Raw genomic sequence first — 18,562 nt, 5'->3', positions numbered from 1 at the left:
CTCCTATTCATGAATAATTATGTATTTACAGTTACCCAATGGAGCTTATGTCTCGAATCAGTCATTCCTTGTTGTTGAGCCAGAAGAGAAAGCGTTTCTCCAATCTGCTGACCAACAGCCAAAGCCCCATGCCCATTAAACTTAGCCAAACCAGTGCGGCGAAAAGCATATCGGTCCGCAACCTTGCGTTCATTTGAATCATCAAATATCCTAACCCCCTTTGAGCTCCCACCCATTCTCCCAGAACCGCTCCGATGGTGGCCACTGCCACTGCAACCTTAAGTCCTGAAAAAAAGGACGGCAGAGCAGCGGGCCAGTAGAGAAGCCTCATCTTTTTTCGGAAGGGGGCATCGAGGAGGTCGAAGATGATCTCCAGATCGGAATCGACCTGTTTAAAGCCAGAATATGTGGAGACCGTAAGGGGGAAAAAGATCACTATCGTTGCCATGACTATTTTGCTCAAAAGACCATAACCGAACCAAACGACCAAAAGAGGTGCCACGGCAAACACGGGGATCGCCTGAGAGGCGACCAGGAATGGCGTTAAGGCGGCATCTATGGAGGGATGTTTGAACATGATTATCGAAAGCGGCAGTGAGATGGCAAGGCTTAAACATAAGCCCAGGCCAATCTCCAGGGCTGTTACGAGGGCATGGCCGGCTAAAAGAGGAGTCTGCAATAAAGTTGTCTGTAGGACGATTGTGGGAGGGGGAAGTATGAATTTGGGTACGTCGAGAAGGCGTACCACAAGTTCCCATATGACCAAGATGGAGGTCATCAAAAGAAAGGGAGCCTTCCTATGCATCTACCAGCTCACCTCTCAGTATGGAGAATATTTCCTCTTCCATAGCGGCCAACTTTGGCCCCAGGCTTTGCCTGGGTTTAGGCATATCTCTCATGTCTATTTCTTTGATGATTCCTGTGGGCAGATGAGACAGCAAAAATATCCTGTCGGCGAGGAGGAGGGCCTCTTTGATGTCGTGAGTAATCATCAGGACGGTCTTTTCAAACTCTAGCTGGATGCGAAGGATTTCTTTCTGCAGCAACCTCCTGGTGAGGGCATCCAGGGCAGATAGAGGCTCATCGAGGAGCAGTATTTCTCTGTCGAAGAGAAGAGTTCTCACCAGTGCCGCCCTTTGGCGCATTCCTCCCGAGACTTGATAGGGAAAGTAATCTTCAAATCCCGACAGGCCGAAACGGGACAGGAGGCCGATGGCCTTATTGCGTTCCCTTTGAAGGTCTTTGCCCAGGACTTTTGCAGGGATCAAGACGTTATCCAAAAGGGTGGACCAAGGCAAAAGCAGGTCCTTTTGCAGCATCATAGCGGCTTCGTCCTTCAGATCGCTAACCTTCTCGCCCTTCCATTCGATATGGCCGCTGTCTCTTCCTTCTATCCCGGCTATGACTCTGAATAGAGTGCTTTTACCGCACCCCGAGGGGCCAAGAAAGACGACAAAGCTTCCGCGTTCGGTGGAAAAATTTATATTCCTGAACACCGTCAGGTTAGGATAGATCTTTGTGATACCGCAAACCTTCAACAAAAATTGCCGACCTCCTCTTTTAGGATCAGTCGGCATGCAGGGAAAGGCTGCACTTTAAATTGATATTGCAAAATTTTTTACCTTCCCTCCGCCGGCATGACCCGGATCAGGTTCTAAGGGTCGAAGCTGTCAAAAGCTTCCTCTCAGTCGGTTACCCGACTCCCCCGGGACTTGTGTTTTCATTCTATCACAAACTTTGCATTTGAGAAGGGCCATGTATCTTAAGGCACTTCACGAGGGGCTATCGATCAGTTCGCAGAACAACCCTCCTCATCCGTCAATACCGTTATGCTCGACGGTTTGATGCTGAAAAATATGGGATGCCCCTCCCGCAGGTTTAGGGTTAGGTATGAATCTTTAGAGTACTCCGCATGCCACTCTACATCGGCTCCGAAGATATAGAGTCTGACGGATCCGTTTAACTCCATTTTCTCCACTATCGTTCCCTCCTGTGTGTTAGGTTGCAGTTCATGATCCACGGGAAGATTGGGATAAATGAGTTTTATCTGGTCGGGAGGGATGAAAACCGTCGCCTTACCTGCGGTCAACTCTTTAGAGGGCGAGAGCCTCAACCTCCCCTTTTGCCATGTGAACCAGTGATAGCCGTCATTTATTGCTATTTCGCCTCGTATTAAAGTTCCCCATCCCAGGGAATGCCAAATGTTAGCCTGACTTAAAGGGTCCCAGAGCTTGCTTGCCTCGAGGTCGGCCATTATCGATCCGTCGCGCATGATAAAGACCCTATTAGCCAGAGAGCAGACGTCCTCGATGTCGTGGGTCACGTATAGAATTGGAGTTTTGACCCTTTCGAAAAGCTTTTTCAGCTCTCTTCTCAACGCCCGACGCAACGGTCCTTCGAGGGCGCTGAAGGGTTCATCTAAGAGCAAAAGATCAGGTTTTGGCGCCAAGGCCCTTGCCAGCGCAACGCGTTGCCTCTGTCCACCGGATAGTTGATCGGGCATTCTGTCGTAAAATCCTTCGAGCCTCATGGCGTCTAGCCAACTTTTTGCTAAGCGCCACCTATTCGGCCCCTTTAGGCCATATGCGACATTTTCCAAGACCGTCAGATGGGGAAATAGGGCAAGCTCCTGAAATACCAACCCGATCTTTCTCTTTGCCGCCCTTATAAAGACGGAAGAGGAAGAGTCGTATAAAAGGCGATCCATGAGGTTTATGCGCCCTTTGTCGGGCTTTACTATGCCTGCCAGTATTTTCAGGGTTTGACTCTTTCCGGCACCGCTGGGGCCGAAGAGCACTCCTATCTCCTCTTTGAGTCCGAGTGAAACGTCAAGACTAAAATTGCCTAATCTTTTGAAGAATGTAGCCTCTAAACAATCTTTCACGCCTTACCTCCCATCCTCTTTACAATCAATAGGCTGGCAATTCCCAATGCCGTCAGCAAGATGGCAGCAATATTTGCCTCAAAAAAACTCATGGATTCTACGCTGCTGTATATGAAAAGCGGCAAAGTCTGGGTTCTGCCGGGTATGTTCCCCGCTATCATTAAGGTTACGCCGAATTCCCCAAGGGCTCTCATGGAGGATAAGGCAAGTCCTCCGATGATGTAAGGTTTAGCCAGGGGGAAGGTCACCCTCCGAAACACCTTGAATTCGCTGTCGCCAAGAGTGCGGGCTGCCGCTTCCAGCTTTTCGTCTACAGCGCTGAAACCCGATTTAGCGGCCTGTATCATTATCGGAAGGGCGGGAAAAAGAGGAGCTATGACGGCAGCGGTAAAGGAAAAAAGTATATTTGCCTCTTTCAGATACGGGATACGTCCCAGCGCCATGAGAAGGTATAAACCTACAACGGAAGGAGGAAGAGCGATCGGCAATATAATGAGGTTGTAAACCAAGTTCTTCCCCCTGAAGTTCTTTTTTGCCAAGATCCAGCCAATCGACGTTCCTAAAAAAAGTAGCAGGGGAATGTCGGCCGCTAATACCTTTAAGCTTACGAAAAGAGACGGAATCATTTCCCTTGCACTGGCTCAAAACCCCATTTGATCCATGTTTCGTTGGCCCTTTCGGATCTTATGTATTCCCAGAAGGCCTTGAGGTTCTCCGAATATCTTTCCTTGACCAGGCCACCGCTGTTTTGCAACGGTTCCACGGGCAGCACGGTATATCTTCCTTTGTTCAGCTTTTTTGCTATCGATAAGGAGAACATTCCTATATCTGCTCCTCCGCTTTTGACGGCCAGCGCAGCCTGTTCGACATTGCCCGTTATCACAAGTCTTTTTTCCTCTAACAGCTCATCGTAAATGCCCTGAGATTGCAGATAATGTGCAGCGGCTTTGCCGAAGGGCGCAGCTTTAGTGTCGGCGATGGATAAGCGGACATCCTTTTCCTTGAAAGCTTCGGTAGAAATAGGCTCGTCCTTCGCCCACCATGCCACAAGGAAAGATAAAGCCATGGGAAATACATCGAACAAAAAGCCTTCTTTTCGAAGCTTTTCAGTCCATTCCGGACTCGCGGATAGATATAAGCCAAAAGGAGCCCCTGCCATTATTTGAGACGCGAGCTTGCCCGAGGCGCCGGCAACTATTTTAGGGGCCCTTCCTATCTTTGCGGATTCGAATTCGGACGCCAACTCCTTGATACACTCATGAATGCTCGAGGCAACGGCTACTATGTCTTCTTGGGCGGCCGGAGCGGCATTGACGGCATTAAAGGACAGAATAAGGGTTGCTCCGATCACGATTGCAAGCAATTGTCTGATTCTTTGCGACATAGAAATACCTCCCACGGAATATATTAGGATGCCCGGGTTGATCTAGCCATGCGATTAGGGATGCATCCATGTCAAGTATAGATATCTTCTAAAAAAACGCAACATTGTTGCAAAATTGTATTACCATTCGGCCGTATAATCGTCGAAGTATCCCTGCACTAACACTATGGGCGTTCCCTTGTCTCCGCTTCCGCTGGTCAGGTCGCACAAGCTTCCGAGAAGATCGGTGTACATGCGGGGAGTGGTGCCCAAAGTCTCGTTTGTATCTATGTCAAGCTCTTTCTTCTTAAGAATACGCTCTTTGACGGATTCTTCGAGGGCGCTTCTACTTCCCTCCAGCTCTTTGTCGATTACATATTTTAATTTGATCTCTTTAGGTGTTCCCGTCAGGCCTTTGGTGAAGCCGGGAGAGACCACGGGATCGGCAAGCTCCCATATGCCGGTCTTGGGGTCCTTGAAAGCTCCATCGCCGTAAATCATTACTTCCACTTCTACGCCAAAGATGTTTTTAAGCCTGGACTGTATTTTCTCGCAGATTTCCTGGCAGTTTCGTGGAAAAAGTTTGACCTTGTCTTCAGAGGCCATGTTAGATCCGAGCAAGCCGTACTCGGGGTTATAGCCGCTCCCGTTCACGGGTTCGGTAAGCAGGTCGTCCAATCCGAGAACCCTCTTGGCGCCGGCTTTGGAAAGGATTTTTTTCGTCCAAGATCTTTCATGGATGTTTGCGAGCAAGATTTCGCTTGAGTAGTTCAAAGCCACCTTTGGATCGTTTGAAAAATATATATTCACTTTGCCTTTAGGGGCCAGGCTTTTGTAAAGCTCTACGTAATCTACTCCTGTAAAGGGATGAACAATGGCGAGCCCTGGTATGGTTCGATAGTCTTTTTCGTCTAATAAATCGATGTAGGGATTTATGTCTTGATCGTAAAGGACGTCCCTGTCCATTACGGGATTGCCAACCTCGTCGTTGGGATAATTTAAAAAAAGATGTATAGTTTTTCCGGTCAAAGCAATGCCTTTTAGGATTAAAGAGAACCTGTTCCGACTTATTATGGGAAAAAGAACTGCTATTTCCTCAGCAGATGTCTTTTGTGAAATGTCGGCAGCTATGTGGTATATAGAGGCATAGTTTCCCTGCGTTCTGGCGACTAATGATTCGGTAATGCCTATGACATCCCTGCTTCGCAGCGAAAAGCCCTCATCTTTGCACGCCCTCTTTATGGAATCTATCACTAACGAGATCACGTCATCTCCAGCTTTGGCCAAGGGTGCCCTGATCCCTCTAGCTATCGTGCCAACTCTACGTGCCATGTTAAATTACGCCCCCCTCGCGCTTTGTGTGGGTTTCTTTGCGACCGTTCGATAATATAACATAAATTTGTTTTTATCGATATCTTACCAAAGCAGTCGGCCTCTTTGTTATTTTAAGCCCAAAGTGATGGTTAATATACCATGGCGTATAAATAACGCGGCTTTCAGGGCATGATATAATATATTACAGCTAGCGCATGAGGAGATTGACATAAATAAGGAGGTGTCTCGAAAATGCAGAAGGGTCAAGAAAAGCTGTTTGAGCCCATCAGAATAGGAAGTGCGGTAATACCAAATAGAATTGCCATGGCTCCCATGGGAATCATTGGCATGGTTACTGAGGATGGCTGTTTTGCAGACAGAGCCGTCGAATACTACGTCGAACGGGCTCGTGGCGGTACCGGGCTTATCATAACGGGAGCAGTTAAGGTCGAAAACGAGATAGAAAAGCTGAAAATGCCTACCTTTCCGTGTATAACGTTAAATCCGCTTCATTTCATCACTAGGGCTTCGGAACTTACGGAAAGAGTTCATGCCTACGGATCGAAGATATTCGTCCAAGTTACAGCCGGTCTGGGCCATAATGCTCATCCAATCATGCTCGACTGTCAACCGGTAGCTCCTTCGGCCATTCCAAACTACTGGGAACCCAACGTAACATGCAGGGAGCTTAAGACCGAGGAAGTGGAACGCCTGGTCGAGAGGTTTGCAGAAGCAGCAGAGATCGCCGTGGCTTGCGGCTTCGATGGCATCGAGATACACGCCATGCATGAAGGCTACCTTCTGGATCAGTTCACCATGAGCTTCTTCAATAGGAGGACCGACAAATACGGCGGAGACCTGGAAGGAAGGCTTACGTTTCCCATCGAGATAATTAAGGCCATTAAGTCCAAGGTGGGCAAGACCTTTCCGGTCATCCTTAGGTTTAGCGTAAAAAGCTACATAAAGGGATGGAATAAGGGAGGTTTGCCCGGAGAGCAGTTCGAGGAAAGAGGAAGGGACTTAAAGGAAGGCCTCATAGCAGCCAAGATACTGGAAGAAGCAGGTTACGACGGCTTTAATGCCGATGCAGGTTCGTACGAAGCCTGGTACTGGGCCCATCCGCCGAACTATATGAAACACGGCTGTTACATAGACCTGATTCGAGAGCTAAAAAAGGTGATAAGCGTTCCCGTGCTCATGGCCGGCAGGATGGAGCTGCCTGACCTTGCCGCTCAAGCTTTGGAAGAAAAAACTGCCGATGTGATCGTCTTGGGAAGAGGGTTGCTCGCGGATCCCGAGTGGCCAAACAAGGTAAAGTCAGGCCAGGAAGAAAGGATCAGGCCCTGCTTGGGATGTCAAGATGGCTGTCTGGGCAGGATATTTGAGGGCAAACCACTTTCGTGCGCCGTTAATCCTGCCTGCGGAAGAGAAAGAGAGATGATTCTTACTCCTGCTCAAGAGCCGAAAAAGATTTGCGTTATTGGGGGAGGCCTGGCAGGCATGGAGGCTGCAAGGGTTGCCGCTTTGCGGGGACACGATGTGACTCTTTACGAGAAGGGCAGTCGACTGGGAGGACACCTGCTCGAGGCTTCGGTACCTGAATTCAAAAAGGACGAAGTTAGATTGTTGGAGTGGTATGAGGCGGAACTTGCTAATGCAGGTGTAAAGGTCAAACTTAATACTGAAATCACCTTAGAGCAGTTAAAAAAGGACAATCCTGACGTCGTAATTGTGGCTACCGGATCTGTGCCGAAGGATTTAGATGTGCCCGGCTTAGAGAAGAATAACGTCATAAAAGCAGAAGAGCTGCTGCTCGGCAGAGGCAAGGCAGGTCAAGATATTCTCGTAGTCGGCGGAGGCCTGGTCGGTTGCGAGACGGCTCTGTGGCTGGCTCAGCAGGGTAAATCCGTAACAATAGTCGAGATGCTCGATGAACTGATGTCAGCAGGCGTGCCGCAATGTCACGCAAATAAGATGATGTTACTCGACTTGTTGGATTTTTACAAAGTAAAGAGCATAACGGGAGCTATCGTTAGCGAAGTGACTCCCGAAGGAGTGATCTTAACGGATAAGAGCTTTAGGCGTAAAGAGGTGAAGGCAGATACAATAGTCATAGCCATTGGTCTCAGGGAAGAGAAGGGCTTATACGATTCGGTGCGCAAGGAATTTCCCAATACATATTTGATCGGAGATGCCATGAAGGTGCGTAACTTCATGTTCACCATATGGGATGCCTTCGAGGTGGCGAAAAACATTTAACGGCGAAGGATTTATGTCGGGAAAGCTGGCTTTTTTGTGCGAAGGCGCAAATGACGTTCTGGTCGTAAAAAGCATCGTTAGACAGCTTGTCCCGGACCGTGTAATAACAAAGGTAAGACAACTTGGGGGAGTCAACAGGCTTCTGAAGGAAGCGGATCGTCATGCGCGAATCTTGAATGCCAAGGGATACTTCGTGATAGCCATATACGACGAAGCAGACGATAAGGATGAAAACCTCATATTGGAATCGGAAAGTCCGGGGTTAATCTTCGTTCCCGCTAGGCGGAAAATTGAAGCCTGGCTTTTGGCGGATGATGATGCCGTTAAAAGGGCCTCGGGGTTAGCCTTTCGAGGCCCTTTTCCTACGGATCGGATAGAAGATCCCAAGGCAGTTTTGTTGCATCATTTTTACAGGGCGGTTCGTGAGAGGAAGAGGTCTTATATATTTAAAGAAAGGGATTTTTTTAAGGCTATTTTATTGAATTGGGATTTAGAGCGGGCGAGAAGGAAAAATATTTCCTTGAATGTACTGTACGAGAGTATAAACCGTAAAAGGAGGGCCTAGGCCCTCCTTTTACGGTTTTGAATTTCCAGTCCAGATTCGTATAAAAGTGTTCAAAAGAGGCTATAGCCAATTGAGTGGGAAGGTTCAATGATATATAGAAAATTTTACTAAGTTAGGAGTGCAAGAAATGAAAACCTATCCCATTGGTTTGGTGCCCGGGCCTGTTTCAGTGCCTAGGGACATAAGGGGGTCTATACCGTCGATTTTGGGAAAGTCCTGAATGTTTTGCAGGAAATTTTGAACAATTAGGAAGTTTTTAGGTTATACTTTTCAGTATGTCTACGGAAGCTTTCAAGTCACTCCTTTGTGAAAATACCGATATGCCGAAGGACACGTTTTGAGATAATTCATACATGTCACGGACAACATAACTATGGATGGTGATTAAATTTTCATGACTCAAGAGCTTATATGGTTAGGCATACAGTATTTGAGCATGCAATCACACCTGTTGCCCCATTCTGCAGCCCTGTCTTTGGGCGGCAGCTTGGGGCGCATGGTCTTTAGCTTAAATAAGGACAAATCCTCAAAGGCCATTATCAGGTGTTCAAAATTTCTGGGCTGTAGCCTCGAAGTTGCCAGAGAGGTCGTCGCAAAATCGTATATAAATTTGGGCAGAAGCGTCGTAGAATTTCTGAATTTGGCGAAGATAGGCAAAAAAATAGACGAAATAGTTTCTGTCCATGACATAGAAAATCTTAACGATGCCCTAGCTTGCGGCAGGGGAGTGATATTGCTCACAGCACATTTGGGCAATTGGGAGCTCGCAGCGGCCTATCTGGGCATCAAGGATTATCCAATGAGGGCTATAGGAGCCGAACAGCGGGATGCTCGTATCACTAAGTTGATAACCGATATCAGGGCCTCCTGTGGTGTCGAGACTATTGGTAAGGGTTTCGACCTGAGGGGTGCCATAAAGTGTCTTCAGGAAGGAAATATCTTGGGTGTTTTGCTCGATCAAGACGCAAAGGACAAGGGAATAATCGCTCCCTTTTTAGGACAACCGGCAAGCACTCCCTATGGGCCCGTAAAGCTTGCCATGAAGATGCGATCGCCAATAGTTCCCCTGTTTATAGTACGGAGGAAGGATAACATTCATCACGACCTTTACTTTTTGCCCTCTTTGGAGGAAAGGGTGAAAGATTTTTTCGACAGACCTATTGAAGAAAACGTTCGATTGTGCAACGATATCCTGTCCGAATGGATTTCAAGGCATCCCGAACAGTGGCTTTGGCTGTATCCCCGATGGGCCTCTACTTTGGGTGACAGGTGATGTACCTCGGCTTGGATCCAGGAAGGGATAAAATTGGCTTTGCCTTTGTAGACGAAAAGGGCGAGCTGCTTTATTCGGGAATTATCCCCAAAAAATTATTTGAAAGCTTTTTGATTGCCTTGTCTGAAGGCAATTGGGTTGAATTAGCTCCCTACGGGTGCGAGGGGGATACGTCACTGCTCGTCGACAAAAACGTGGAGTTGGTGTTGTTGGGCGGCGGCACTGCTTCGGAGGAGCTAGAGCGCGGGTTGCTCAGGAAGAAAATCGAATACGAAGTTGTAGATGAATCCTTCTCAACGTTGCAAGCCAGAAAGATGTATTATAGAATCCATCCGCCCAAGGGTTTTCGCAGGCTTTGGCCTTTGTCGCTTTTAGTCCCCGGAAGGGACATAGATGACCTGGCTGCCTGGGCGCTGACCAGAAGGTGGATGGAGAAGAAGATCGTCGATGGAGGGGTAACGCATGGATCCTAAATTTTTTTCGGTAGTCGTCAACGGATTTGCCGGGGCTCTGGTATCGGTATGCAAAAGTATGGGCGTAGACATAACCCTCGATAAAGCTGCTATCACCTCCGAAGTGAGCGTTTCGGGAAGCAGGGCAGCGGCCTTGGTTGGGTTTGTTGCATCCAAGGCAAGGGGCACCGTAGCAATTATGGTAGATGAGGCAAGCTTTAACGAAATAGTGTCTGCCATGTCAGGCGGAGCTATAACGCCAAAGCTGGGCGATGCGCTGTCCATGAGTGTGCTGGGGGAGCTGGCGAACATGGCAAGCGGGCAAGCATTTATAAAGCTAAATGAGATGGGAAGCGTAGATTTGACCCCGCCGCAGCTGTTGGTGGGAGAGCGTATAAGATCCATTCCGTCAGCAGGAGATTCGACCAGATATTTTACTCTGCCCTTCAGGTTGAAAGATGGAGGCACTTTGTATATGGTCCTTGCTATAAGCTAGGCTCTTTATTTTAGACATTTCATAACGCTCTGGCAGCTAATGCCGTCGCGACCGCCAATGCACCGCAAAGTATGATTGCCAGAGAGGGTTGGTCCTTTGCCTTTGACTTAAGCAGCAAGAACAGAGCCAGCGGTGTCAATAGTATATATATCGGTTCCCCCAGGGATGACGATAAGAGCCGCAGGGCACTCGCTGTAAGAAGGGCTGCAACTCCCGGACGCAGGGATTGAGTTATTTTATGTTTGGCTTTTGTGCTGATGGAAAAGAATTTAATAGTGTAAGTTATTGTTATAAGCAAAATAATGGGCGTTCCAACCATGAAAGCCGTTGCAACTGCAGCTCCCGGCAGGCCGGCAAGTCTTTTTCCGATATAAGTTGCTGCGTTGACTGCGATTGGACCGGGTGACATCTGTGCCAAACTTATCATTTGTTCGAATTCCTCGGGAGAGAGCCAGTGGTAGTGTATTACTACTTCGTGATATATCAGTGCGATGGAAGCCAATCCTCCGGCAAAACTGCCCAAGGAAATCCTGCCAAAGGCCAGAGCAAGAAGTAACAGTTCATTCAATGTCCCTTTTCCCTCCCCATGATATATTTACGATAAACCCGATGCTTAAAGCAAAAAGGGGGTGAATCCCCATGAGCATTAGGGCGGTCATGAGGATGTAGCTTATAAAGCTAACTGCACCCATCTTGTAGACAGAGTAGATCCATCGGGAAGCGGTTAAAAGGACGAAGACCATTACGCCTATTATCCCTCCCCGCAAAAAGGTTGCCACAAAGTAATTCGAAGCTCCTTGATTCATTAATAGGGGGGCCAGAAAATAGATTATCAGGAAAGGTGGTAGTATCGCCCCCAATATTGCCGTCAGTCCTCCGATGCTGCCCTTTAAGCTTTTGCCTATCAAGTATGATAGGTTCGTTATTATTGGTCCGGGGAGGGATGTGCTGACGGCAATAAGGGAAGGGATGTCGCACAGCGAATCCCAGGATTTCTTTTTTATCTCCAGCTCTATAAAGCCTATGAAAACGAAACCTCCCCCTAGGGCAAGCAAACTTAACTTCAGGAAGAGAAAGAAAATGTCTTTAATCATGACAGAGCCGCCTTTATAAATTTATAAGTTAAGGATCCTTTATCGTTGCCAAATACGATGTATTTGGTCTAATCTTAATAACAATTGAACTGTTAGGCAAAGGCTTTATGCTTAAATATTTCAAATAACGGAGAAGATGAAAATGACCGAATGGTATGTCAAGGGGCTGTTGGCCTATATGTTAGGCCTTAAAGAAGAAGAAATAGAGGAGCTGATCGATAGATACCTCCAGGAGGTGGGCGAAGAGGATCCGCGGACTTTGTTCGTATACTTGATGAAGGAATGCAAAGACTATATGGCTATATGGACATCGATGTCCTTTAGCAATCAAATCACTATTTTGGCAGCAGCGATTGTAGGACCGGACAGCCAGGTGATATGGACATCTCAAACCGCCTTGCCCTATTCGGCAAAGGATATTACCCTTGAAAAATGGTCGACAGTGGCCAATATATTGTCCAAAGGGGCGGGAACTTTGCCTGCTTCCGTTAACGAAGCGGAATTCATAGCGGCACAACATGCGAGTCAGCAACTGCGAAAGGTGTGGCCGGAGGTGGCTAGCGATGCCTATAACGTATTTTTGCAAAGCAACGAAAATGCCTCGGTAAGCGAAAGCTTTCTACCCAAGGAAAAATTGATAGAATACGAGAAAAAGATTCGCGAAGCTACAGGAAGGACGATTCCCATCATTTCCTTCAAGATCGCCAAATTATCCTTGCCCGAGCTGAGGGAAAAGAGCGTAAACCTGACCTCGCTGGATCCTGCGATAACGAGGTATTTAAATCGCGTTACCAAAAATGTAGACGAAACGGGTTCATATGCAGTTGATGCTTCTTCAGATGAGAATGCGTCTCTTTTGGAGATCGACCCTGTCATAGATGCTGTTAACGGGACGCCATTATCGGAGCTTCGTCCCGGAGACGTGATATTTCTCGCAAAAGATGAGAGCGAAGCTATAGGCCAGATCTTCATGGTGCGATTGCTTAAGAACGGCCAATACGAAATTCACGGCATACTTGAAGACGACGATAGGGAGGATTATTTCAGATTCATTGCGCCGGGAGACATTAAAGTCAAGACACCGCAATCCCATGCGAAGGTCGGTTTAGATCTGCGCCTGATACTTGCCTTGATATTCGTGGTCATTTTATTCGTTGCCCTTCTTTTTTTGCCCTTCTAAGAGCAAAGACTCTTTTGATCGTAAATAACGGAAATACATTTTAAAGCAAGGGCATTGAGGCTGGAAATCATCAGGCTTTCTTTGCCTATTGCCTTGAAAGCCAGGGGAATCTCAGTACAGGCTGCAATAAAGGGGAGATCCCTTTCCCTGCTCAGCGAGGACAGGATATCCTTTAACAGAGAGCCCGCGCCTTGCAAATCGTTTTTCTTTACCAGTTCGATACAATTTTGGATTTGTTCCTGCGAACTTTTTTCGGGCAGCAAAAGCTGCACTCCCATTCGTGGGGCGTGTTTTTGGTAAAGCTCCGTCTTTATCGTTCCGGAGGTGGCGAGTAGCCATGCTCCACCGGACGTGCGTCTTTTTGTTTCTTCAAGAGTTGCCTCCACTATGTGGATTAACGGTTTCGGCAAATCAGCCTCCATTCTATCTATAAAATAATGGGCTGTATTGCAGGGGATGGCCAACAGGTCAGCGCCCCAGGAGGCAAGCTTGCTCAATCCTTCGAGCAAGTAGGGCGAAGGATCTTCTCCTCCCCTCAATATGGCTTTGGTCCTGTCCGGTATTTGTGGCCAAGAAAGCAAAATTACCTTTGGGTGTTCCTGATCGCATTCGGCAGGGGCCAATTTGGCCAGCAGCGTCATGAATTCCGCGGAGGCAAGAGGTCCCATACCGCCTAATACTCCTAGAGTCTTTTTGGGAAACATGGCTATGGTCAGGTCTCCTTTGTGTTTTTTATTTTTTTCATCCAACTCATGACCAACAGTGGGATTCGATATCTTTGATATTTTCCCACATGATCTTGCTTTTATTAGTCCATATATCTGCCTGCATTGATGTCCAACACTTCGCCGTTTACGTAATCATTTTCTATCAAAAACCTTACCCCATGGGCAATTTCCTCTGGATAGGCCAATCTGCCGTTTGGAGAAAGGGCGGCCAATCGGGATTTATCTTCGGGCGTCAAAAGGTCTGTATCCACAGGCCCTGGCGCTACGGCGTTGACCTCGATATTGTGTTCGATTAATTCTCTCGCCAGATGAAAGGTCATGCCGATCAGCCCCGCCTTGCTCGCTGCATAATGGACGCCCATGGTCCCTCCGTTTTTCCCCGCCAGGCTGCTTATATTAACTATTTTACCCATCCTGTTGCCGATCATATAGGGTAACACGCATTGAGTGAGCAAAAATACGCCTTTCAAGTTCAAGTTCAACACCCTGTCCCACTCTTCCTCGCCGATTTCCAGTAGTATCGTGTTTTCCCCTATTATACCTGCATTGTTTACAAGTATGTTGATAGTATCGAAGTCCTCGACGATTTGCTGAACGACAGCGCTTATTTCTGCCCTGTCATAGAGATTTGCTCTGTAATGACGTGCCTTTCTTCCCGTTTTTTCGATTTCTCTGACGGTCTCCAGGGCCAGTTCTTCCTTTGCGTTGTATGTTAAAGCAATATGTGCTCCATGGGCTGCCAGATCCATGCAAATTGCTTTGCCTATACCCTTGCTTCCACCAGTGACCAAGGCAACCTTGTCTTTTAAATCCATCTTAACTCCCCCTTCACTCTGTGGTTTTTGTGTTTATAGGGTATTAGTTGCACCATAAAGTTATAATAATACAGAAAATCTACTTTTCCTGGAGGTTAACATTATGTTCATAAAAAATAAAGCCAGGCCGTTGATGATCTTTTTGCTATCTGTGATGTTATTCTGTATCCAATCTGACGCTTCAGCTGATGAGGGAGTTGTCTTGGCCCTCTCGGGAGGGGGAGCTAAGGGATTGGCCCATATAGGTGTTATCAAAGTCCTGCAAGACGAGGGAGTGCAAATAGTCGGAATTGTGGGAACGAGCATGGGAGCGATAATTGGAGGTTTAGCAGCCGCGGGATACGATGGAGACGAACTGGCAAATATTTTTCAGGAATTGGACATATACGAATTGTTCTCCGATTCAAGGGACGGCAAAACGCCATCGTCTCAGAGCAAGTCGATAATCAGAATTGGTTACGATAAGGAAGGGCGAATTGTTGGAAGAAAGGGGCTCATGGAAGGTAAGGGTCTTTACGAGGAGATGTTGAAATATACGGCTAAAGCGGAAACCTACGATTTCATGAAATTGCCAATACCCTTCGCAGCTGTCGCCACGGACCTTGAAACCGGAGACATGGTTGTAATAACCAAGGGAAATCTCGCTTCTGCGATGAGGGCATCGATGGCCCTGCCGGGTATATTTTCCCCGTGGCCTTACGAGGGCAAGCTCCTCATCGACGGCGGTATGGTGGCAAATTTGCCCGTTAGAGTGGCAAAAGAGCTTTTTCCCGATTATCCAGTGGTAGCTGTAGATGTCACTGGAAAGTTGGTGACCAAAGAGGAGATACGTTCGATAGTGGACGTGTTAGGCCAAACGGTCGGCATAGTGACGGCAAAAAATGTCCAAGAGGACCTGCAATACTCGGATTTTGTGATAAGACCCTCCGTAGACGATATATCTTTGATGAACTTCTCCAATGCGTCTCAAATAATCGAGCGCGGCGCAGTTGCCGCCGCTCAAGAGATAGAGAATATAAAGCTGCTTGTGGCCAATAAAGTCGATGAAACTTACACCTCAGCCGAAAGGCCCGTCGTCAAAAACGTGATCTTGACCGGATTGCCCGATATAGAAAAACCCTTTATTGCCGAAAAGAGATGGTGGATAGGCAGGCCGCTGAATATGGCACTAGTTAATGAAGCCCTTTTGGAACTTTTGAGGCATGATCGTGTGGCATCAGCCGACTACAAACTTTTAGAAGATGACGAAGAGGTCACCGTCGAGTTCGTGGTACAAAGGAAACCTCCTAAAGAATATAAATTCTATGGCTACAGCACAAACCTGTCCCCCTACAACAGGTGGGTTAGCCTCGAATATACGGGAAGAGATGTACTGGACATAGGCGATGAGGCAAACTTGAAATTATGGTTGGGTGAGAACACTCTTGCGAGGGCTAGCTATATGGGGAAAGAGGGAGGGGCGTGGCGTTTCGAATCGGATCTGGCTTTTCAAGATTGGGAGATTTCTCCTGAAAACAGTGGAAAAGTAGATTGGAAGAGGTCTTTTTTGTATTTGGGATTCAGCAAGGTCGACGAAGACTTACTGCCCTTTAGCGGAGGGTTCGCCTTCGATTACATAGATGGTGATGGAAGCGATCATCATTGGGGCCCAATGGTCAAACTTTTTTATAAGAATAAATCAACAGATAAGTCAAAGGGATATTTTGAAGCCAAAGGAGTGCTATGGTATCCTGAAGGAGAAACGTTGCTTGGGCATTTGGACTTTTATTCTTCTTTTTCCGTTGGGGATAAGTTGAGCCTGAATTTTTCCGGAGGTTTGGAGAAAGGGGATGCGAGCACTCCTGCTTGGGCATCTTACCTTGGAGGTCACGGAGAACTGTTAAGTCGTTACGGACATCCTGTTATGGCGGATAACACGGCCTGGGCCAGAGTAGGCCTAAAAAGCGCCCTGATAAGAGGCTGGTTTGCAAGGTTTGAACCCGAATTCTTCGGCGCTGTAGGTTACGCCATGGATGACGATTGGAATAGCTTTGATGATATTTGGGAAGTTGGGATAAGGCTTAATATTCCCAACAGGCTTATTGACTTGAACGTATTTGCTTTATATGATGATCGTAGCGATTGGACTTTTGGCTTTTCTGTGGGGATGCCGCCCCTTTCCTTTGAACCGGTTATGCCGTAATTTCGCCCATGTAGAGGTTTTGAAGTTGACAAACCACGAGGTCCTTGTATAATCATTTTCGCGAGCCGGTTTATTTGGTTGGCTTTTGGGGGGATAGCCAAGTGGCCAAAGGCAGCAGACTGTAAATCTGCCGGCGGACGCCTTCGCAGGTTCAAATCCTGCTCCCCCCACCATTAAGCCGACTTAGCTCAGCAGGCAGAGCACTTCCATGGTAAGGAAGGGGTCGCCGGTTCGATTCCGGCAGTCGGCTCCAGAATGCTAGAGGTCCGAGACGCATGGGTTGTTTCGGATCTCTTTTAGTATGTTGCCGGGAAATTATTTGCAAACGTGCAAGAAAAGGGCAGCAGGAGAAGGTAACGGCCGTCTTCTTGAAGTCGTTAAGGGTTAGCAATGCACGATCAGGTTAGTTTAAGGGAGGCTGACAAGCATGGCAAAGGCAAAGTTTGAGAGGATGAAACCACATTTAAACATAGGAACCATAGGGCACATCGACCACGGCAAGACAACCTTGACCGCCGCTATAACCAGGACCCTTTCCACCCAGGGATTTGCTGACTTCACCCCCTTCGACGAGATAGACAAGGCCCCTGAGGAGAGGGAACGGGGCATAACGATAAGCATATCCCACGTGGAGTACCAGACCGACCACAGACACTACGCCCACATAGACTGCCCCGGACACGCCGACTACATAAAGAACATGATCACCGGAGCAGCCCAGATGGACGGAGCCATATTAGTCGTATCCGCTGCCGACGGGCCCATGCCGCAGACGAGGGAACATGTCCTTTTGGCAAGGCAGGTCAACGTCCCCTCCATGGTGGTCTTCATGAACAAGGTGGACATGGTGGACGACGAGGAATTGTTGGACCTTGTCGAGATGGAAGTGAGAGATCTCCTTTCAAGCTACGACTTCCCGGGAGACGAAGTCCCCGTGATAAGAGGCTCCGCCTTGAAGGCCCTGGAGTGCGGCTGCGGCAAGAGGGAGTGTCAGTGGTGCGGCAGGATATGGGAGCTCATGGACGCCTGCGACAGCTACATACCCCTTCCGGAGCGTCCCGTGGATCAGCCCTTCCTCATGCCCATTGAGGACGTCTTCTCCATAACGGGACGCGGTACCGTCGTCACCGGCAGGGTCGAAAGAGGAAAGATAAACTCAGGCGAGGAAGTGGAGATCGTAGGCATGAGGGAGGACAAGATAAAGACTGTGGCCACCTCCCTTGAGATGTTCAGAAAGATCTTAGACGAGGCCATAGCGGGAGACAACATTGGAATACTCCTTCGGGGCGTGGGCAAAGACGACGTGGAAAGGGGCCAGGTAGTGGCAAAACCCGGCACCATAACTCCCCATAAACACTTCAAAGCCGAGATATACGTCCTGAAGAAGGAAGAAGGCGGAAGACATACCCCCTTCTTCAACGGCTACAAACCTCAGTTTTACTTCAGGACCACCGACGTCACCGGTGAGATAACCCTGCCCGAGGGCGTAGAGATGGTAATGCCCGGAGACAACGCCAACATAGAAGTGAAGCTCATAGTTCCCGTAGCCTTGGAGAAGGGCTTGAGGTTTGCCATAAGGGAAGGCGGACGTACAGTAGGTGCCGGCGTAGTAACGGACATACTGGACAAGTAAGTCCCCTTAAAAGTGAAAGGGGGGATATGAATGGCCGATGTAGTTGGATTGGAGTGCACCGAGTGCAAGCGCCGAAATTACGTGACAACTGTTAACAAGAAGAAACAGTCCAAGAAACTCGAGAAGAAGAAATTTTGCCGGTGGTGTAATAAACACACCTTGCACAAGGAGACGAAGTAGTATAAAATAGCTCTTGCAAGCAGGTCCGTAGCTCGAATTGGCAGAGCACCGGACTCCAAATCCGGGGGTTGCAGGTTCGAATCCTGCCGGGCCTGCCAGAATATACACCCTGACTGAGAATATTCTCAGTCAGGGTTTTTTATT

The 18,562-nt window shown here is 48.0% G+C and carries 19 protein-coding genes, 3 tRNA genes and 1 riboswitch; of the genes, 12 read left to right on the top strand and 10 right to left on the bottom strand.

The annotated features are described in order from the left end of the window. Window positions 1–61: 61 nt before the first annotated feature. From BLU12_RS08980 to BLU12_RS08955, 6 genes are all read right to left on the bottom strand, one after another. On the bottom strand, window positions 62–805 hold the full coding sequence (locus BLU12_RS08980) for an ABC transporter permease (RefSeq protein WP_091462218.1): 744 nt from the start codon (window positions 803–805) through the stop codon (window positions 62–64). After that, on the bottom strand, window positions 798–1,541 hold the full coding sequence (locus BLU12_RS08975; RefSeq protein WP_234945595.1) for an ABC transporter ATP-binding protein: 744 nt from the start codon (window positions 1,539–1,541) through the stop codon (window positions 798–800). The genes BLU12_RS08980 and BLU12_RS08975 overlap by 8 nt, the downstream gene beginning before the upstream one ends. A 66-nt stretch (window positions 1,542–1,607) precedes the next feature. After that, window positions 1,608–1,717: riboswitch (TPP riboswitch) on the bottom strand. 72 nt (window positions 1,718–1,789) lie between these two features. Beyond that, complete coding sequence (locus BLU12_RS08970) at window positions 1,790–2,884, bottom strand: ABC transporter ATP-binding protein (RefSeq protein WP_091462215.1); 1,095 nt, start codon at window positions 2,882–2,884, stop codon at window positions 1,790–1,792. Then, on the bottom strand, window positions 2,881–3,510 hold the full coding sequence (modB, locus tag BLU12_RS08965) for a molybdate ABC transporter permease subunit (protein WP_091462213.1): 630 nt from the start codon (window positions 3,508–3,510) through the stop codon (window positions 2,881–2,883). The genes BLU12_RS08970 and modB overlap by 4 nt, the downstream gene beginning before the upstream one ends. Beyond that, a complete protein-coding gene (gene modA, locus BLU12_RS08960) occupies window positions 3,507–4,268 on the bottom strand; it encodes a molybdate ABC transporter substrate-binding protein (RefSeq protein ID WP_091462211.1) in 762 nt (253 codons plus the stop codon). Before modA ends, modB begins: the two co-directional genes overlap by 4 nt. Window positions 4,269–4,388: 120 nt before the next feature. Beyond that, window positions 4,389–5,579: a coenzyme F420-0:L-glutamate ligase gene (locus tag BLU12_RS08955; protein WP_091462210.1), complete on the bottom strand. Its 1,191-nt coding sequence runs from the start codon at window positions 5,577–5,579 to the stop codon at window positions 4,389–4,391. A gap of 234 nt (window positions 5,580–5,813) precedes the next feature. On the opposite strand from BLU12_RS08955, the gene BLU12_RS08950 reads away from it, so the two are divergent. The 5 genes from BLU12_RS08950 to BLU12_RS08930 all read left to right on the top strand — a co-directional run bounded on the left by BLU12_RS08950 (window position 5,814) and on the right by BLU12_RS08930 (window position 10,606). After that, entirely contained in the window at window positions 5,814–7,820 is a 2,007-nt protein-coding gene (locus BLU12_RS08950; protein WP_091462207.1) for an FAD-dependent oxidoreductase, read from the top strand. 13 nt (window positions 7,821–7,833) lie between these two features. Then, entirely contained in the window at window positions 7,834–8,385 is a 552-nt protein-coding gene (locus tag BLU12_RS08945; RefSeq protein ID WP_091462205.1) for a hypothetical protein, read from the top strand. Window positions 8,386–8,779: 394 nt separating this feature from the next. Beyond that, a complete protein-coding gene (locus tag BLU12_RS08940) occupies window positions 8,780–9,658 on the top strand; it encodes a lysophospholipid acyltransferase family protein (RefSeq protein WP_091462203.1) in 879 nt (292 codons plus the stop codon). After that, window positions 9,658–10,131: a pre-16S rRNA-processing nuclease YqgF gene (locus BLU12_RS08935; RefSeq protein WP_091462200.1), complete on the top strand. Its 474-nt coding sequence runs from the start codon at window positions 9,658–9,660 to the stop codon at window positions 10,129–10,131. Before BLU12_RS08940 ends, BLU12_RS08935 begins: the two co-directional genes overlap by 1 nt. Beyond that, the gene (locus tag BLU12_RS08930) at window positions 10,121–10,606 is read left to right on the top strand and encodes a chemotaxis protein CheX (protein ID WP_091462199.1); all 486 of its coding nucleotides are present in this window, start codon (window positions 10,121–10,123) and stop codon (window positions 10,604–10,606) included. Before BLU12_RS08935 ends, BLU12_RS08930 begins: the two co-directional genes overlap by 11 nt. Before the next feature lie 19 nt (window positions 10,607–10,625). Here BLU12_RS08930 and BLU12_RS08925 read toward each other — a convergent pair whose 3' ends face one another. Both BLU12_RS08925 and BLU12_RS08920 read right to left on the bottom strand, forming a co-directional pair. Beyond that, window positions 10,626–11,174, bottom strand: a complete 549-nt coding sequence (locus BLU12_RS08925) for a chromate transporter (RefSeq protein ID WP_091462197.1) — start codon at window positions 11,172–11,174, stop codon at window positions 10,626–10,628. Further along, on the bottom strand, window positions 11,167–11,700 hold the full coding sequence (locus BLU12_RS08920) for a chromate transporter (RefSeq protein WP_009201753.1): 534 nt from the start codon (window positions 11,698–11,700) through the stop codon (window positions 11,167–11,169). Before BLU12_RS08920 ends, BLU12_RS08925 begins: the two co-directional genes overlap by 8 nt. Window positions 11,701–11,842: 142 nt before the next feature. Here BLU12_RS08920 and BLU12_RS08915 point away from each other — a divergent pair, with 142 nt between their 5' ends. Next, on the top strand, window positions 11,843–12,880 hold the full coding sequence (locus tag BLU12_RS08915) for a hypothetical protein (protein ID WP_111089572.1): 1,038 nt from the start codon (window positions 11,843–11,845) through the stop codon (window positions 12,878–12,880). Here BLU12_RS08915 and cuyB read toward each other — a convergent pair. Together cuyB and BLU12_RS08905 are read right to left on the bottom strand one after the other, a co-directional pair. Next, the gene (cuyB, locus tag BLU12_RS08910; protein WP_091462195.1) at window positions 12,877–13,629 is read right to left on the bottom strand and encodes a cysteate racemase; all 753 of its coding nucleotides are present in this window, start codon (window positions 13,627–13,629) and stop codon (window positions 12,877–12,879) included. The genes BLU12_RS08915 and cuyB overlap by 4 nt on opposite strands. Window positions 13,630–13,688: 59 nt before the next feature. Then, window positions 13,689–14,423: an SDR family NAD(P)-dependent oxidoreductase gene (locus BLU12_RS08905; protein ID WP_091462193.1), complete on the bottom strand. Its 735-nt coding sequence runs from the start codon at window positions 14,421–14,423 to the stop codon at window positions 13,689–13,691. A 103-nt stretch (window positions 14,424–14,526) separates the two neighbouring features. Here BLU12_RS08905 and BLU12_RS08900 point away from each other — a divergent pair, with 103 nt between their 5' ends. The 6 genes from BLU12_RS08900 (at window position 14,527) to BLU12_RS08875 (ending at window position 18,516) form a co-directional block, all read left to right on the top strand. Then, the gene (locus BLU12_RS08900; protein ID WP_091462192.1) at window positions 14,527–16,605 is read left to right on the top strand and encodes a patatin-like phospholipase family protein; all 2,079 of its coding nucleotides are present in this window, start codon (window positions 14,527–14,529) and stop codon (window positions 16,603–16,605) included. A gap of 87 nt (window positions 16,606–16,692) precedes the next feature. Beyond that, window positions 16,693–16,778: transfer RNA gene (locus BLU12_RS08895), tRNA-Tyr, on the top strand. A gap of 4 nt (window positions 16,779–16,782) precedes the next feature. Beyond that, window positions 16,783–16,858, top strand: a tRNA-Thr gene (locus BLU12_RS08890). Window positions 16,859–17,032: 174 nt separating this feature from the next. Beyond that, on the top strand, window positions 17,033–18,238 hold the full coding sequence (gene tuf / locus BLU12_RS08885) for an elongation factor Tu (RefSeq protein WP_091462190.1): 1,206 nt from the start codon (window positions 17,033–17,035) through the stop codon (window positions 18,236–18,238). A gap of 30 nt (window positions 18,239–18,268) precedes the next feature. Further along, window positions 18,269–18,418 carry a 50S ribosomal protein L33 gene (gene rpmG, locus BLU12_RS08880; RefSeq protein WP_009201747.1) on the top strand — a complete coding sequence of 50 codons (150 nt, stop codon included), beginning with the start codon at window positions 18,269–18,271 and terminating at the stop codon, window positions 18,416–18,418. A 21-nt stretch (window positions 18,419–18,439) separates the two neighbouring features. Next, window positions 18,440–18,516: transfer RNA gene (locus BLU12_RS08875), tRNA-Trp, on the top strand. Window positions 18,517–18,562 lie beyond the last annotated feature (46 nt).

The sequence above is a fragment of the Acetomicrobium thermoterrenum DSM 13490 genome, from assembly GCF_900107215.1.
Taxonomy (GTDB): Bacteria; Synergistota; Synergistia; order Synergistales; family Acetomicrobiaceae; genus Acetomicrobium; species Acetomicrobium thermoterrenum.
The sequence above is the reverse complement of the archived record's forward strand: the minus strand, read 5'-3'. Positions and strand labels throughout refer to the sequence as shown.

What these genes read in the sequence shown, in the direction of transcription:
- BLU12_RS08980 (WP_091462218.1), bottom strand. Translation starts at nt 805, where the DNA reads ATGCATAGGAAGGCTCCCTTTCTTTTGATGACCTCCATCTTGGTCATA.
- modB (WP_091462213.1), bottom strand. Translation starts at nt 3,510, where the DNA reads ATGATTCCGTCTCTTTTCGTAAGCTTAAAGGTATTAGCGGCCGACATT.
- modA (WP_091462211.1), bottom strand. Translation starts at nt 4,268, where the DNA reads ATGTCGCAAAGAATCAGACAATTGCTTGCAATCGTGATCGGAGCAACC.
- BLU12_RS08955 (WP_091462210.1), bottom strand. Translation starts at nt 5,579, where the DNA reads ATGGCACGTAGAGTTGGCACGATAGCTAGAGGGATCAGGGCACCCTTG.
- BLU12_RS08950 (WP_091462207.1), top strand. Translation starts at nt 5,814, where the DNA reads ATGCAGAAGGGTCAAGAAAAGCTGTTTGAGCCCATCAGAATAGGAAGT.
- BLU12_RS08945 (WP_091462205.1), top strand. Translation starts at nt 7,834, where the DNA reads ATGTCGGGAAAGCTGGCTTTTTTGTGCGAAGGCGCAAATGACGTTCTG.
- BLU12_RS08940 (WP_091462203.1), top strand. Translation starts at nt 8,780, where the DNA reads ATGACTCAAGAGCTTATATGGTTAGGCATACAGTATTTGAGCATGCAA.
- BLU12_RS08935 (WP_091462200.1), top strand. Translation starts at nt 9,658, where the DNA reads ATGTACCTCGGCTTGGATCCAGGAAGGGATAAAATTGGCTTTGCCTTT.
- BLU12_RS08930 (WP_091462199.1), top strand. Translation starts at nt 10,121, where the DNA reads ATGGATCCTAAATTTTTTTCGGTAGTCGTCAACGGATTTGCCGGGGCT.
- BLU12_RS08920 (WP_009201753.1), bottom strand. Translation starts at nt 11,700, where the DNA reads ATGATTAAAGACATTTTCTTTCTCTTCCTGAAGTTAAGTTTGCTTGCC.
- BLU12_RS08915 (WP_111089572.1), top strand. Translation starts at nt 11,843, where the DNA reads ATGACCGAATGGTATGTCAAGGGGCTGTTGGCCTATATGTTAGGCCTT.
- BLU12_RS08905 (WP_091462193.1), bottom strand. Translation starts at nt 14,423, where the DNA reads ATGGATTTAAAAGACAAGGTTGCCTTGGTCACTGGTGGAAGCAAGGGT.
- BLU12_RS08900 (WP_091462192.1), top strand. Translation starts at nt 14,527, where the DNA reads ATGTTCATAAAAAATAAAGCCAGGCCGTTGATGATCTTTTTGCTATCT.
- tuf (WP_091462190.1), top strand. Translation starts at nt 17,033, where the DNA reads ATGGCAAAGGCAAAGTTTGAGAGGATGAAACCACATTTAAACATAGGA.
- rpmG (WP_009201747.1), top strand. Translation starts at nt 18,269, where the DNA reads ATGGCCGATGTAGTTGGATTGGAGTGCACCGAGTGCAAGCGCCGAAAT.